The sequence below is a fragment of the Aliikangiella coralliicola genome (assembly GCF_007004725.1).
GTDB classification, from domain to species: Bacteria; Pseudomonadota; Gammaproteobacteria; order Enterobacterales; family Kangiellaceae; genus Aliikangiella; species Aliikangiella coralliicola.
The window spans coordinates 281,885-297,157 of sequence record NZ_ML660162.1; the positions used below are offsets into that span (position 1 = coordinate 281,885).

18 protein-coding genes are annotated in these 15,273 nt (G+C 38.1%); 13 read left to right on the forward strand and 5 right to left on the reverse strand.

The genetic code is table 11. The annotated features are described in order from the left end of the window. The first annotated feature begins 119 nt into the window (after window positions 1-119). The 5 genes from FLL46_RS07365 to FLL46_RS07385 all read left to right on the forward strand — a co-directional run bounded on the left by FLL46_RS07365 (window position 120) and on the right by FLL46_RS07385 (window position 3,772). Window positions 120-989, forward strand: coding sequence for a phosphate ABC transporter substrate-binding protein (locus FLL46_RS07365; RefSeq protein ID WP_168204083.1), 870 nt, complete (start codon window positions 120-122; stop codon window positions 987-989). Then, complete coding sequence (locus FLL46_RS07370) at window positions 973-1,794, forward strand: ABC transporter permease subunit (protein WP_142892846.1); 822 nt, start codon at window positions 973-975, stop codon at window positions 1,792-1,794. The genes FLL46_RS07365 and FLL46_RS07370 overlap by 17 nt, the downstream gene beginning before the upstream one ends. Beyond that, window positions 1,791-2,600 carry an ABC transporter permease subunit gene (locus FLL46_RS07375; protein WP_142892847.1) on the forward strand — a complete coding sequence of 270 codons (810 nt, stop codon included), beginning with the start codon at window positions 1,791-1,793 and terminating at the stop codon, window positions 2,598-2,600. Before FLL46_RS07370 ends, FLL46_RS07375 begins: the two co-directional genes overlap by 4 nt. Further along, window positions 2,597-3,355 carry an ABC transporter ATP-binding protein gene (locus FLL46_RS07380; RefSeq protein WP_168204084.1) on the forward strand — a complete coding sequence of 253 codons (759 nt, stop codon included), beginning with the start codon at window positions 2,597-2,599 and terminating at the stop codon, window positions 3,353-3,355. Before FLL46_RS07375 ends, FLL46_RS07380 begins: the two co-directional genes overlap by 4 nt. Window positions 3,356-3,532: 177 nt before the next feature. Next, window positions 3,533-3,772: a hypothetical protein gene (locus FLL46_RS07385; RefSeq protein ID WP_142892849.1), complete on the forward strand. Its 240-nt coding sequence runs from the start codon at window positions 3,533-3,535 to the stop codon at window positions 3,770-3,772. Between the two features lie 129 nt (window positions 3,773-3,901). On the opposite strand, the gene FLL46_RS07390 is transcribed toward FLL46_RS07385, so the two are convergent. Then, window positions 3,902-4,615 (reverse strand): helix-turn-helix transcriptional regulator, encoded by a 714-nt coding sequence (locus FLL46_RS07390; protein WP_142892850.1) that lies wholly within the window; start codon window positions 4,613-4,615, stop codon window positions 3,902-3,904. A 301-nt stretch (window positions 4,616-4,916) separates the two neighbouring features. Then, a complete protein-coding gene (locus tag FLL46_RS07395; protein WP_142892851.1) occupies window positions 4,917-5,285 on the reverse strand; it encodes an MGMT family protein in 369 nt (122 codons plus the stop codon). Between the two features lie 213 nt (window positions 5,286-5,498). Here FLL46_RS07395 and FLL46_RS07400 point away from each other — a divergent pair, with 213 nt between their 5' ends. The 5 genes from FLL46_RS07400 (at window position 5,499) to FLL46_RS07420 (ending at window position 10,421) form a co-directional block, all read left to right on the forward strand. Beyond that, a complete protein-coding gene (locus FLL46_RS07400; RefSeq protein WP_142892852.1) occupies window positions 5,499-6,152 on the forward strand; it encodes a hypothetical protein in 654 nt (217 codons plus the stop codon). Window positions 6,153-6,213: 61 nt separating this feature from the next. Beyond that, a complete protein-coding gene (locus FLL46_RS07405) occupies window positions 6,214-7,014 on the forward strand; it encodes a LytR/AlgR family response regulator transcription factor (RefSeq protein WP_142892853.1) in 801 nt (266 codons plus the stop codon). An 8-nt stretch (window positions 7,015-7,022) separates the two neighbouring features. Continuing rightward, the gene (locus FLL46_RS07410) at window positions 7,023-8,108 is read left to right on the forward strand and encodes a sensor histidine kinase (RefSeq protein WP_142892854.1); all 1,086 of its coding nucleotides are present in this window, start codon (window positions 7,023-7,025) and stop codon (window positions 8,106-8,108) included. Window positions 8,109-8,126: 18 nt separating this feature from the next. After that, entirely contained in the window at window positions 8,127-8,642 is a 516-nt protein-coding gene (locus FLL46_RS07415; RefSeq protein WP_142892855.1) for an SRPBCC family protein, read from the forward strand. Window positions 8,643-8,819: 177 nt separating this feature from the next. Next, complete coding sequence (locus FLL46_RS07420; protein WP_142892856.1) at window positions 8,820-10,421, forward strand: hypothetical protein; 1,602 nt, start codon at window positions 8,820-8,822, stop codon at window positions 10,419-10,421. Window positions 10,422-10,518: 97 nt separating this feature from the next. Here the strand turns inward: FLL46_RS07420 and FLL46_RS07425 are convergent, their stop codons facing one another. The 3 genes from FLL46_RS07425 to FLL46_RS07435 form a co-directional block, all read right to left on the reverse strand. Then, on the reverse strand, window positions 10,519-10,869 hold the full coding sequence (locus FLL46_RS07425; RefSeq protein ID WP_142892857.1) for a hypothetical protein: 351 nt from the start codon (window positions 10,867-10,869) through the stop codon (window positions 10,519-10,521). Window positions 10,870-11,308: 439 nt separating this feature from the next. Next, window positions 11,309-11,824: a GNAT family N-acetyltransferase gene (locus FLL46_RS07430; RefSeq protein ID WP_210418620.1), complete on the reverse strand. Its 516-nt coding sequence runs from the start codon at window positions 11,822-11,824 to the stop codon at window positions 11,309-11,311. After that, window positions 11,812-12,078 carry a type II toxin-antitoxin system TacA family antitoxin gene (locus FLL46_RS07435; RefSeq protein ID WP_142892858.1) on the reverse strand — a complete coding sequence of 89 codons (267 nt, stop codon included), beginning with the start codon at window positions 12,076-12,078 and terminating at the stop codon, window positions 11,812-11,814. Before FLL46_RS07435 ends, FLL46_RS07430 begins: the two co-directional genes overlap by 13 nt. A gap of 428 nt (window positions 12,079-12,506) precedes the next feature. Here FLL46_RS07435 and FLL46_RS07440 point away from each other — a divergent pair, with 428 nt between their 5' ends. Genes FLL46_RS07440 through FLL46_RS07450 form a run of 3 tightly spaced genes read left to right on the forward strand, consistent with a single transcriptional unit; the run spans window position 12,507 to window position 15,243 of the window. After that, window positions 12,507-12,872 carry a hypothetical protein gene (locus FLL46_RS07440; RefSeq protein WP_142892859.1) on the forward strand — a complete coding sequence of 122 codons (366 nt, stop codon included), beginning with the start codon at window positions 12,507-12,509 and terminating at the stop codon, window positions 12,870-12,872. 1 nt (window position 12,873) lies between these two features. Continuing rightward, complete coding sequence (locus FLL46_RS07445) at window positions 12,874-13,395, forward strand: type II TA system antitoxin MqsA family protein (RefSeq protein ID WP_142892860.1); 522 nt, start codon at window positions 12,874-12,876, stop codon at window positions 13,393-13,395. A gap of 3 nt (window positions 13,396-13,398) precedes the next feature. Next, on the forward strand, window positions 13,399-15,243 hold the full coding sequence (locus FLL46_RS07450) for a KGGVGR-motif variant AAA ATPase (protein ID WP_142892861.1): 1,845 nt from the start codon (window positions 13,399-13,401) through the stop codon (window positions 15,241-15,243). Window positions 15,244-15,273: the final 30 nt, after the last annotated feature.

The window sequence follows — 15,273 nt, forward strand, 5'->3', positions numbered from 1 at the left end:
ATTCACTTTATTTGAAACTTCAACTTGGAAAATCCGGATTTTGCTAGTTTAACAACATTGTTAATCATCTCTGAAAGGGTATGCTAATAAATGAAGCTATTCATTTGAGGTATAGAAAAATGACTGTTAGAAAACTATTTACTGAAAGAAAACTGGTTGAAAAAGCAAGTTACAGACAACCATTACTCGCAACCTTCAGTCTAACCAGCATTTTGTTTTTGGGAGGGTGCAGCTCGGAACAAAAGCAGGATAAAGTGGAGATTACCGGTGCAAGCACGCTCCTGCCAATTTTGCAAAGTGCAGGCGAGTCTCTTGAAAAAAGATATCCAACTTTAAGAGTTCAAGTACTGGCAGGTGGTTCGACAAAAGGAGTCAAAGATACCTTCTCCAAACAAAATGATTTAGGTGCGGTCGCACGCGAACTCACTTTGGAAGAGAAAGATCAATTCGAGGTATTTCCAGTCGCCTATGATGGTGTCGCTATTATTACGAATTCATCGACTAATATTTTAGAACTGACAACCGAAGATTTGAGAAAAGTTTATCGTAAAGAAATTACAAATTGGCAATCATTTAACGGAGTTAATTCTCCGATCACAGTGGTTAATAAATCAGATGGCCATGCAACACTTGAAGTTTTTTTACAACACACTCAATTGCACCGTCGTGAAATCAAATCCGATGTCATCGCAGGTAATAATAGCCAGGTTATCAAATCTGTCGCTAACATTCCCGGTTCAATCGGTTATGTCAGTATCGCTGAAGCACTAGCTGCCATTGAAATAAACCAGCCAATCAAGTTAATCCAATTAGACGGCGTTAAACCAACTTTATCGAATGTCGAAATGAAGCTTTGGCCTATACGACGAACCCTATATTTAGTTAGCAGAGGCGAACCTTCTCCCTGGGCAAATGTATTACTGGACTTTTTACAATCTAATGAAGGTAGTCAGATAATTAAGGAGGCCAACTATGTCCCTATTAGCTAGACGTTCTGAATTTTTTTTCTGGTGCTTTATAACAACAATAGGCGGCATCATCCCAATCAGCGTTGGTGGATTGATAGTTTATTTATTCGCTGAAGGGAGTTCAATAATTACCTGGGATTTATTTTCAAGAATACTTTCGAACAGTTGGTTCCCGGCCGACGAAGAATTCGGAATCCTCCCCCTCATCGTCGGCACGATAACTAGCGCTGCCGCGGTACTACCATTAGTTGTCTGCCTTGGTATTCCTTCCGCGCTCTACTTTGTATTGTTTGCCAATGAGCGAGCTCAAACCATTTTTTCAATGGTCGTTGGCACCTTGAGTGGCCTTCCCTCTGTGGTGGTTGGTATTTTCGTTATGGAAGTCACCGGGATCAATTTCACTTCTGCTGTTATCGTCTTATTTTTGCTGGTCGCGCCTCAGTTCATTTTAATGGTAGCCACTTCGCTATTTCAATTACACAAAGGATTATTAATTTCCGCGAAGGCGCTGGGGTTAGGCGATTTTGGCATCACAGTATTGATTCTGCGTCAAATATCTCTTCCCGTTTTCGGCGCGATGCTAGTATCACTCGGCAGAGGTTTTGGCGAGGCAGTCGCCTTAACATTTGTCGCAGGTAATGTTGCGACTATGATGCCGGATTGGTCAGGCCCAATTCGGACTTTAACGACAACCATTGTTCTCGAGTTAGATTTCGCTACCGGGGCACATTATTCCATACTCCATATCGTTGCATTGTCTGTCACTTTACTAATTGCTGTGACGGTTATTTTGAGTGGCATTTTTTCGCGGAGGAACAATCAATGATCAGAATAATTTGCATGTGTTGTGCATTGCTATTTTTAGGTTTGATTTTAGCTATTGGTTTTGATTTGTATACTGAGGCGGCTGATGTTTTCTACGATGGATATTTAACGGATAAACCAAGCGACTTAGGAACAAAGGGAGGAATAGCACCGATTATTTTAAATACTTTTATTATTGTTGGCCTGGCTATCGCCATCGCTTTTCCATTTAGTCTTGCAGCTGCTGCGACTTATACAATGGTCTTAAAGTCTCAACCGACGACGTTACAACGCTTATTTATTTTCTTGATTGATCTCGGTATCGGCATACCTCGGATAGTTTGGGGGCTTGCAGGAGCAGCTATTTTCAGCGGGCTGTTTGGCTTAGGTTTTTCCATCATATCAGGCGTCTTAACTTTAGCCCTATTATTATCTCCAATTTTAACTTTCGGATTTATCGCCGGAATTGAGAGTTTAGAAAAGCAACTCAAGATACAGTGTCAAGTGCTTGGCCTTACTGATTTAGTAACCTTCTGGATGCAACTTATTCCTTCCGCAAAGTCAGCATTACTTACTACAACTCTAATAGCCGTCGGCCGAGGTTTTGGCGATGCGGCAGCGCTATTATTTACATCTGGAATTGCATCACGCATACCTAGCTCAATATTGGATCCTGCGGCGACTTTATCGGTTTGGGTTTTCCAATTAACAACGGCAATTCCAGGTGGTGAGAAGAGAGCTTTTGCAGCTGCATTCATTCTTTTCACAATCACCTTGATTATTCAGGGATGTCTGTCGATAAGCAACAAAAAGAGGTTTTCACTATGAGCATCGAATACAATAACTTCTCTCTTTCTAAAAATGAAGAAACCATTATTTCTTCTTTGTCTCTTAGAACCGCTAGTTCAGGAATTATTGCAGTGATGGGAGTTTCAGGATCGGGAAAAAGCACTTTATTAAAAGTAACCAATCGCATTATTGAACCCGGTTTAGAAGGTTGGCATATCAATGGCGATATTTCTTTTCGTGGAAAAAGTATTTTTTCTCCCGATGTAAAACCTGAAAACCTAAGACAACAAATTGGATTAGTTCTACAGGAGCCAGTGGCTTTTCGAGGCACAATGGTAGAGAACGTCGCATTCGCTTTGCGCTTTGGTCACTTAAAAATTAAGCGCCAACACGCTAATAAAATGGCTGAAGATGTTTTGGAACAGGTCGGTTTAGCGTCAGAAGTGTCAGATATCAATAGAGTTAAAGCGAGTGAGCTGTCTGGCGGGCAGCTTCAGAGATTGGCAATTGCGCGAGCTATTGCAATAAAACCAAAAGTTTTAATGATGGATGAGCCAACATCAGCATTAGATCCAATTGCAACAGAGTCTATCGAACAGGTTGTGCTACAACTGAGCGACGAAATTTTAATAGTGTTAGTGACTCACAATCCATCGCAAGCAAGACGATTAGCTGATGAAGCCCTGTTTATGGAAAAGGGGAAATCTGTTCATGGCGCACAGTCCATAGACCAGCTTTTTCGATCATCAGGTTCGAAAGCTTTTGATCAATTTTTGTCAGTGCATCAGCAATGAAAATATACTTAAGCATATTAGAGGAAAAATCGCCAAACCGATGAAATTTCACATTTATCATAACTGGCTCCTTTTTTCACCCTCCCCATCTGGGTAGGATATTTATTGAATTCAAAATGATAATTTTAATTCGCTGAATGACTTCGGCGTTTATTAAAATTAATTAAGGAAATTAAAATGATCAGGAATTTGGTAAAACTAACAACAGTAGCACTCTCATTTGCAACTATCACTTATGCTTCAGCTAGTGACTTAGGTGCATCAAGCGCATTAGCCGAAAGAGTTTTGATAGTAAAATGCATCGGTGGAAACACCAATTCTGGCAATTTCATCATTGCTGAAAGTCAATGGAGTCAAACAGCTTCGGAATGTCGTGATCTTGGGGGAAAACTTAGAATACAAAAAGCAATAGAATAAGAAAAAGCACACAGAACTCTACCTGGCGCATCAACTTTTTCGAAGTGATTCGCCAGGTAGAGTGTATTGATTCATTACGTTAAATCATATTGAAATATACAGTTAATTTTTTATGGGATGTATTTAAACCTAGATCAATCCTTGAGTTATGGCCCTCATAACAAGTTCAGTACGATTAGCTGCGTGTAATTTTTTCAACAACGAAGCAACAAGTTCTTTAACCCTGTTGATAGATACCGAGATCAACCGTGCGATTTCAGGATTACTTAACCCAGAAGACAGATATTTCAAACATTCGTATTCGCGAGGCGTTAATTTTGGTATTTCATAAATCAAATTCGAAAAATCTGATGACGCTCTCCACATAATTGCCTGACAAAATCCAATAAGACTAAATAAATTACTCTTCAAATATTTCTGAAGCTCGCTTGCTGAGCCGTCAAAGTCTAGACTGACCAGACCTCTCCCTTTATGCCCAGAAACCGGAATAGCAATCCCGTGTTCAATATTAAAGTCAGCCGAAACAGATATGATTTGTTGCGCCTTTTTGCTCAAGGTGTGATAAGGATATGAATCTTGCCAATGGACAGGTGTGTCATACTTACTACAATGTGCAACCACATGATCGTGATCTTTAAAATTATTTTTCAGGTAAATATCGATATAATCCGAATCGAAATTGGCGAGAGAGGAAATGGTCATAGCGTACTGCCCCAAACCTCCAACAGCTACACCTTTAAAGCCACTGTTCTCAAAAAATTTGAAGACTTTTTTGCTAAACTCTTCGGCTTTTTGGCAATTGAAAATCCATTCCATTGTTGAAAAATCGTTATTTTTATCCATTTTGTTGATTACTAAAAGCCTTCCATGCTTCGATACTAGCAAAGTTCACTGGTACAAAGAAGGTTATATTACCATCTTGTATTGATATCCTAGGTAATTTTTTATCTCAAGTAGTGTTGTTGCCCAGAATTATTTCAAGTAAACCTGCAATAAAACATTTGCAGAAACAAGCCGACAGTAATTAGTTAAGACTATTTATTAGTACGAAACCACTCACCTAATAACATAGAATTTAAAGAAATGCCATCACGTCAAAGTCTAGTCGGTGTTGTATTTGACTACGAAAAACACTGCGAATAATTTACCCAAACAAATCTGCTTGTACCTGCTGAACTTGCCAGTCATATCGTTGCATATGAACTTGATATTCATCGATGAACTCAACGCCTTCCTGAAGTAGTAAATCACGCTGACGATCTCGTAAATGGGGCCGCGTCGGCATTGCAATCTTACCGGAAGCAGTAACGACCCGATGCCAAGGAACTTCCGAATCTTCAAGAGCAGCAAGAGCATGGCCTACACGACGAGCATCTTCAGGGTAATTAGCCATTTTCGCGATTTGTCCATAACTGGCAACTTTACCTTTGGGGATCTGGCGAACAATTTTATAAAACTCTTCAAAGACTTCAGCATCTGGCAAATCATCATAATCATTCATTGATCGGTGCATTTTCCCTTAGACTCTTATTTAAAATTGGTTATTGAACGAGAATAACAAAAAGAAATGACAATGGGTACATATAAAAAATAACTATTTAGCAAAATACTTCACCGTTAACAAAATGAATCAACCATTCGCAAAACAGTGCTATTTATCCACGGCTCTCAGTTCCAATATGGTATGTGTCCAATATCCTTTTTTATTATCGTTGCGGAGAAAACCATGAGCTACCCATTCAGACTATTGTTATCCCTGTTCACTCTTTCCCTGCCCTATGCTGCCCAGGCTATGGATTCATTTATTCGACTAACTCAGTCTTGCGAAGAAGCGCTAGCTTTAAGTGCTTTACCGAAACACCTTCGAGATTCTGCAAATGTGTACGTGCTAAAAAAAGGTAAATTTGCCAAAACCATTACTTCAAACGGCGGTTACAACTGTTTGGTTGAACGCAATCACGCCAAGGCAATCATTCCCCAATGTGTAACGCCTAATGGCTCAAAGGAGATTTTACCAACCCTGAAGATGCGCACAGAATTGATCTATCAAGGTAAAAGTGCTGAGGGGGTCAAAAAATTACTGGAAGAAAAGTTGGCCAAAGGCGAGATCAAGCAACCCGAAGGCCATGGGATCAACTATATGATGTCAAATTACAATCGTATCTTTAACAACGATAAGCTGCGTCAAATTCCCGCTCATGTGATGTTTTTTGCGCCAGGTGTGGAAAATGAAGATATCGGTGGCTCAATGCAGCTCGCAATGAAAAATAGCGGCTTCCCGTTCATTACCCAACCGGGCGTGCATCGATATATGGTAACAATGGTAGAGCATGCGTCAGATTCTTCTCACGTGGAAGCAGCCTGCTCCGGACAGCTATAGATAAAAAACTTTGAATGGCTGTCTATACTTGCATTAACGTGCAGTCATAAAGAAGCAAACTATGAGTAAACAGTCGGTATCCACCATCATCGTAGACGACGAGTCTTTAAGTCGAAAATTGCTGCGCAAATTATTGAGCAGTGACGCCAATGTCGACTTAGTTGGAGAATACTGTGATGGTGAAACCGCACTGAATGCTATTTTAAAACAAAAACCAGATCTGGTTTTAATCGATATTCAAATGCCGATAATGACAGGAATTGAAACGGTTAGAAGACTACTCCCTATGGAACGCATGCCTTACGTGATTTTTATTACTGCCTTTGATGAACATGCGATCAAGGCATTCGAGCTAGGCGCTATTGATTATCTGGTAAAACCCATTAACAAGGATCGTTTCCTTAAAGCGATGGAGCGCGCCAAGTCAGCAATTATCCAGGAGCAGTTTTACCACCTTGGGCAAAAAATGTTGGAGTTGAGCGATAATTTGAACGCTGTTAGACAGCCTTCCTCAAGTGTCACAAAAAATAAAGTAGTGAAAGTGTTTAAAGGCGAACAACTCAAGCAACTAGAAATCAAGGATATTGTCTGGATCGAAGCGTTGAACCAGTACCTTAAAATACACACAATGAAAAACACTTATATTCTCAGCGAAAACCTGGCCCAGTTTTCAAAAAAACTGAATTGCGAAAAGTTTCTCCGAGTGCATCGTTCGAGCATCATAAACCTTGAGCATTTACGTCTCGTTAACAAAAAAGGATATGGAGCCTATTCGTTAACATTGAGTAACAATGTGGAAGTAAAACTCGCCAGAAGCCGTACCGATTTACTCGAATGCCTATTGGCTAATGCTAAGGAGTAATTCTCTCAATGTTAATGATGGTTAAAGATAAATCTAACTTGCGAACCTTTTTACTGGTCTTATCGATTTGGTCCATTATTGCAATTATTGCCGCTACAACGGCTTTTATCGCACTTGAAGGAAAAGAAACAACACTTTGGTTAAAGATCTTAAAACCCATGCTAGTGTATTACTATGTTTGGGGATTCTATTCTTTTGTCATTTTTCAGATTGTTTTACAAAAGTCGTCAGCATTATCCAAGCCACTGATACAGTTGACCTTACATCTGTTATCTGCATTGTTCATCACAACTATGCAAGCGAGAATTGTTTACGGTGAAGACTGGCAGGATTGGCTTCTAGGAGAAAGTTCCCGCGGTTTTTGGTTGCTATGTGGTTTCATTTATCTTTTCATTTTTATCGTTGCCTTATTAATAAAAAGAAATCATCAATTAAAAGCAAAAGATAAGGAAACAGCACAAATGAGACTGCGAAGTTCGCAGCTAGAAAATCAATTAAGTCTGGCGCAAATAGATGCGTTAAAAATGCAAATCAATCCCCATTTTTTGTTCAATGCACTTAACTCTATCGCCGCATTAATCGAGCTGGAAAGTAATCAACAGGCTTATCGCACCACCGAACTGCTGGGAGATCTACTTCGTTCAACACTAATTTATTCAAGTGAAAGTCAAATTTCATTGCGCGATGAATTAATTTTCGTTAATCGGTATATTGAGCTTGAGCAGGTTCGCTTTGCAGATCGATTCAAGTTTCACCAAGATATTGATCCAGCGGCGGAGAACGCTCAGGTTCCCGCGTTAATATTGCAACCATTAATCGAAAACTCTTTTAAACATGGGATCAGTCAATCTAAGCAACTAGTCGAAATAAAATTAACGATTAAGATCAGCGACACAAAACTAATGATTGAACTACACGATAATGCAGCTACCTGCTACGAGGATCATTCGATTGAAGAGGGTTATGGATTGTCTAATATTCGTAAACGCTTAGCATTAATGTATAACAATAAAGCAGTCTTTAATTTTAGTCGCGGAGACAAGGACGGCTTTTGTAATGAATTAGTCATCCCATTTAAAAATATCAACCATTGAATTTATCTGGAGAATAATGTGAAAAAATTCGTATTTTTGTTAACACTAGTTTTGTCTTTTAATCTGCAAGCAGAATTGATCAGTCAGGATGACTATGGGTTTGAGATAAAAATCGAAAAAACTGTTCCTGTCAGCCAAGCTAAAGCCTATCAACAATTTTTAAACGTTGGTCAATGGTGGAATGCTGAACATACCTGGTTTGGTCGCTCAGAAAACTTATCAATAGAAGCCAAAGCTGGAGGATGCTTTTGCGAATTCAACGGCGATAAACAAGCATTGCACATGCTGGTGTCTTACGTTCATCCGAATAACGAAATTCGCATGATCGGCGGATTAGGCCCGTTGCAAGGGCTAGGTGTTCATGGTGGCATGTCCTGGCGGTTTGTAAAAATTGATGAAAATAAAACTAAAATCATTTTTAACTATAAAGTTGTTGGTCGGATGGAAGGTGGTTTGAAGACCCTTGGGCCTGTGGTTGATGGGGTGTTGAATATACAGATTATGGGGCTTGTTAGCAGAGTTAGACAAAGTTAGACGACAAAAGCCGCCCAATAATCTCATTTTGAAATCTTTATGCTATTCGACTCAATGAGCTAGTCTTCAATGTTGCTTACTCCTCGCACATACGTTAACTTTTACCATGTACATCATTTTAAGCAGTACACTGCCTAACAGATTATACTAACAATAAATACTTGGGAGAATCATAAAGTGAGACTAGTAATATTTTTAGGGGTATTCATTTCCGCTTTTTTATCATGCCATAGCAAGGCGGAATCCTTATCATACCAACCAGGTATGATTGTGAATCTGGGTGAAACCTTTGACCCATTTGCACCGTTTGAATCTGGAAGTCTAGGTGAATGCTTTGATGTTACGTTTAAAAATACTACACCAAATGGACAAGAACAATACACAGAAGGTTTTGTCAGCTCATTCAGTGAATACATTAAAAAAACAGGATTATCATTATCGGGGTCAGGATCTGGTAATTTTGGAATGGCAAAAGCATCAGCCTCAGCCAATTTTAAAAGAGACAGGGAAATATTTCAAAGCAATAAAAGTGTTGTTTATATCGTATCAGGTACAAGAACTTACAATCCTCAAAGAATAAAACGAGTAAAATTATCGGATGAAGGAAAAGCACTCTTAACAGAAGCGAGCACTCAAAACGATCCTAGTATTTTTTATATGCCATGCGGCCGAGGGATAGTGACTAGTGTTCAAAAGGAAACAAACATCAGTATTGCTTATATTTTTACCGCTTCCGATAGTAAAAAAACTGAGGCGATTGCCTCCGCGATTTCGGCCGCTGTAAGTGGCGTAAAAGGAAAAGCATCGACTACCGCAAATATTACTAGTAGCGTCAAACAAGTTGATACAAGTGCAACTGTAGATACAAAGATATTTCAATCAGGAGTTATTGACGGTAGTGACTCGTTAAAAAGCATTATTGGTTCTCAACCCGGCGACATCAACTCTGTTAGAGAAAATCTTAAGAAAGCAATTAGTGCAATTAGTTGGAAATCGTCACAAATAAAACAATTTACTGTTGATAAGATTTCTAGACATTTTAAAATTGCAAAAGATCCCGATTTTCGATACATCTCTAACCTCTACACTAATCTCGATAAGGCGAAAACGGCTGCCGACAGACTGGTTGAACGATATATCCAGCTGGACGATATTCTCAACGCAGATGGTCTTGCCGGTTTCAAGATAAAAAAAGGAGAAGTTCCAAAAATAAAGAAGGAGCGGAATGACATAGAAGCTAAATTGAAAGACCTTATAAAAATTACTCAAACCTGTTTTGAAGACAATAAAGATACATGTAATGTTCCAACGATTGATGTCAGTTTCAAAATTCTGGATAAACTCGATATCGAATTTGGCGGATTTGCGCAATGGAAAGCGACCGCTGGCGGGGCATACAATAGTCATTCAGAACGAATCGAGTCAAATGCAGATTTTTGGCCGATGTTTACCATCCGAAACTTGAAATATATCGATCGCCTCGAATTTATACAGGACAATACCATTCAGCTAGCGGTTTTAAATAATGCTGTATTGAGCAAGCGAATAAATAACTCTATTTTAGAACTAAATGAAATAAAACTACACGCTCAAGACAGTCAGTATTGTTGGAGAGGTCGTTGGGGAGAGGAATGCAATCCGTGGGCCTCTGATACTTCCAGACATAAAAATCATTTAAAAAGCAAGCATGCTTCTAAATCTTTTATGGCAAAAATTATAGATACCGAGGGTAACTTAATCGAAATTAAAGTGCCAAAAATTAATTCACAGAATTATTAAATAACCTGTTCTCAATGAAATATAATTCGATTTTTTCTACAATGAAAACAAGCTTCTTTGGCTGCTAGTTTTCACTGTAGAATTTATTTAGTCTAGTTTAACACTTACCAAAAACTTTCGAAATAATGGTTACCCCAGCGACACTGACCGTAACTTTAACGCCGGTAGGTATTCCCCAGATAGTACAGATACTTAAACATGCTTGAGCAACTTTTCCATCGTAGGAAACCGGTATCGGGATACATATTTTTCCGATACCCAGTGGAAGCACTAAACAAACTTTACCGTCATTGATTACTAACTCAATACATTCTGCTAATGTTGCAAGATGGCCATCATCACTTGAAATACTGGCTGAACTTTTTTGTCGAAAACCACTATAATGTTGTGAAGCACTTGCGATTGCGTTATTTACTGCATCTTCTGAAAAAGAGGGATCATTCGCCATAATAATTTCCTGTTGATATAGATATTGCCAAAAAAGGCTTGGGCCTTATTAACGAGATTCATGAATAAATAGAAAATGGCATTGGTTAACTCATGTGGAGTTCCTGCCAATACAAACAATGATTTTCTATTTTCCTTATGAACTCTGCTTAATACATGTGTAACGAATACCGGAAAACTCTCACAAGAAATTAATTTTAATTATTGACTAAACTATATATGGTTTTATATGCGTTAAAAAATCAATTCATCAATCTCTACTCGAAGGGGGCGGAGGAATCAGAGTGAGGGAGACGAGCAATAACGTTATCCAGGGTGGCGACAGAAAATCTGAGAGATATCGATTAAAAAATTAGCCGGTGATTTTAACCTCTTTGCTCAGAGCTGTTTGAGATGTTAGTTCAAATATTCTGACTTTGGTTTTAAACTGAACTCGGTGATTATTTCTTAAATCGATCTGGAATTAAATATTTTTTTAGTTGTTTAACCGAAATTAATAATGTCATTGGCTCCATAGGTGACTCTGTAAATCCATAACTTTGATAAAACAACTTTGCTTTGTCAGAAATTGCGTGAACTAAAACTCCTCGCACACCAACATTATTAGATATAGTTAGCGTTCTTAACAACGCATCTTTTAAAAGATGAGAACCAAGTTTTTTTCCTTGGTATTCTATATCGATTGCAAGACGACCTAAAATAACAACCGGAATAGGTTCTGGCATATTGCGTGAAAAATTTGAAGTTGTTAAAACACGTTCTACACTACCAGTAGCAAGCGAGTAATAACCAACGACTTTGCTATCTTCTGCAATAACGAAAGTACGGCTAGCGCCACTATCTTGATTTTTTAGAGCGCGCTTTTGTAACCACTCATCCAGAGTTGCATTCCCACTATTGAAGTCGCTCATATCATGGTTAAAATTTAGTAACTCTGGCTTATTTATTTTTCCCAAGGTGCAGCTTCCTCAAGCAGTTTTTTTAACTTCTTATTTTCTGGTAAAGGGGCGGATAGAGCTTCTTCAAAAGCTTTAAATGTTTCATCATTTAACTGAAAAAGCCTTTGATCTAAAAGAACATTTTCAGCTTCTCTGCAAGCAACATCCAGAATAAAAGCAGATCGGTCTTTATGCAAAAGAGCCGCGGCTTTGGTTAATAGCGCATGCTGCTCAGGCTCCACGCGCATATTGATAGGTGCAGTCTTAGACATAATTTGCTCCTGTCGTCGTATATCTAATAGATATACATCTTAATGTATCTATGTAGGTATACGCAATTAGAATGTTTTGGATATACAAAAATAGTTTGCAGCATAACCTATCTGATACTAATTTAGGGCCAGGTATTAAAGGGATTAGACGGTTTACGCAACAGGGGACGTGGATGGGGAATAATTCCGATCCGATTACATTTCATTAACAAACTGAGTCAAGTGATCTACCCCTGATTTTCACTATAAATATCAATACGTTATCTACATATTCTCGTTCTAGATTTAACTAAATACACCTAAAACTAGCATAAAACTGATAAAACACCTATTCATCATATGATATATTAAGGCTATAATTACTCATATATAAATAATATTAGAATACCAAACCAATCATATGATATATTTCATTTATAGGGAATAATTTGAGTAACATTAAGGAGCTAAGGCTCAAATTAGCAAAATTAGCACGCTCAAAAAGAACCCGGCACGCGGGGTTTTCGCGCGAGCTGCCCAGCGATTGGTCACCTCAAAAAATTATCAATCCGAAAACAGGATTTGCATTTAGTGATGAGTCTGCTTGGCACTTAATTGCCGATTTACTGGAAGATCAATCGATCGAAGTAAAAATAATTACTATGAGAAAACCACCAGGGCAAGAAGCTATAGAAATATTGTACGACTATGAGCCAAATGCTTCATTCCTATATATTAAAGTTCACTTGGGTTTCGGTAACAAGAAGGTTTTGGGTCGTAGTTTTCACCCAAGTACAAAAGGAAGGATGAAATAGTATGCCAAATAAAATTGATGGAACTGTAAAACCTAATTGCGAATGCTGTGGTAGTAAAAATATTACTTTAGAGTTCGTAGATTCTAAAATGGAATATAACGATTCAAAAAAAATTATTCTACTTCCAGTGAAACTACCTGTGTTTTCATGTCCTGATTGTGGTTTTGAATACACTGCACAGGAAGCAGAACAAATTAAACATAATGCTATCTGCAATCACCTTGGAATTCTTAATCCTCATGAAATAACTCAATTAAGAGAATCACATGGTTTGAGCAAACGTCGCTTCGCGACATTAACAGGTTTGGGTTATGCAAGTATAAGCCGATGGGAATCTGGACAACTTTTACAATCTAAAGCTAATGATAAGTTTTTGAGGCTGCTTTCTGATCATCAAACTATAACAAGGCTTCAGTTAATTACCGAAGGCCAAGCAGACAATTCGGAAGTTGTTGAGCCAACTTTTTTACATGTTAATTTAAGCGAGCCTTTAATGCGTCAGGCCAATCGATTCCAGTTATAATATATGTATATTGTTACGTTTTATTCTTTTAAAGGCGGCGTAGGCCGATCTATGGCTCTTGCTAATGTCGCTGCCGAATTAGCAAAAAAAGGAAGGCGGGTTCTCATTGTCGACTTCGATTTAGAAGCACCAGGATTACAAACATTTGACTTCGGCTCTGACACTAGGCTCAAAGGAGGAGTCGTTGATTATGTTACCGAGTATTTAGATACTAACCGGTCTCCTGATCTTATCAATCACGTTCGAAAATGTGGTAATTTTGAAGAAAACGGTGGAGAAGTTTGGTTAATGCCTGCAGGCAACCAAGACAAAAATTACTCGAGACGACTAAGTAAAATAGACTGGCAAAGTTTGTATAAAAACAAATCTGGATATCTATTTTTCGAAGATATAAAAGCACAATGGCAGTCAAAGATCAGTCCTGATTATGTTTTGATTGATTCACGCACGGGTCATACTGATGTAGGTGGAATTTGCACACGCCAATTACCGAATTCTGTAGTTTTCTTGTTTTTTCCTAATGAACAAAATTTAATTGGTCTAAGGAAAATTGTCAGCTCGGTTGAAGAGGAGAGTATTCGTAGAAAAGATGAGAAAAGGAATAGTATAGAAACTCATTTCGTAAGCTCCAATGTCCCTGACTTGGATGATGAAGACCAAATATTAGCAGACAGATTGATTGCTTTTTCACGAGATTTAAATTACAAACAACTAACTACAACAATTCATAGATATGATAGCCTAGCGTTGTTAAACCAAGAAATCTTTACCCTATCCAGACCTAGATCTAGATTGGCAAAAGAATATCGTCAACTAACTCAACAAATCATGTTGAAAAATCCAGAAGATATTGATGGTGCTGCTTCCTATTTAGAAAGTCTAAAGAATTTGGAATATAGTAGCTCTAACATGGAAAAAATATTTACAAGGTTATCCAGCATTCAGAAAAGGCACAAAGACAATCCAAATATACTGAAGCTTTTAGCTTCGGTTAAAGAAAGATTAGGAGATTATGAGGAGGCTATTTTTCTGGTATCCAAAGCGATTGAACTCGGCGACAATGATCCTACTGTACGGCTAAATAGAGCAAAACTCTTAATCTCAACTGGGACAGAAGATAAAGCATTAGTAGACATTAAAACAGCTCTAGATAGCGCCGACTTGGGGTTTTCTGGCGTTAGATTAGCATTTAATCTAGTAAATATAATAAATCCTAGCAAGCTAAGTGAGATCCTTAAAAGTAACGCTTATTTAAACCTTGATGAATTTGGCTTTGTAGAACTTATCGGCACTTACCTACAAAATGATAGCTCTCGATTAGAACTTGCTGAACAAGCTCTTACTTCATTTATAAAGGAGCAAGAAGAACATAATTCTGAATTAAAGTTGGATTTTGCAACAAGAACCTTAACTCTTGTATTAATTGCGAGAGGAAAATTCGACGAAGCCATCGTTTTGTTTACTCATCGGCCAAGTGAGGAGGACGACATTGATGTTTTATTTAACTATGCAATTGCTGAATGGGGTAATACAAAGGAAACTCCTAAAGATTTATTTCAATTAGTACTCAATAAACTACCTAACATTGATTTCTCTGTAAACAATCCCAACTTAAAGCAATGTATAGCTCTTTGTTTCTGGGCTGTAGGTAAAAAAACTGAAGCTCTTGAGATATTAGAGCTTGCGATACATGATGCGATGGAGTTTTCCGAGTCAATATTTAGTTGTTGGTCATATTTAAATCTTTCCAGAAAAAGGTTTATAGAGGATGTTATTTCAATGAAAAAAATGATAAACGGGGATTCTATTTTACCTGAAATATTTAAAGGGCATTCACAATTATTTTAAAAGAGTCGATCGAACTAGTTGATTCCTGTA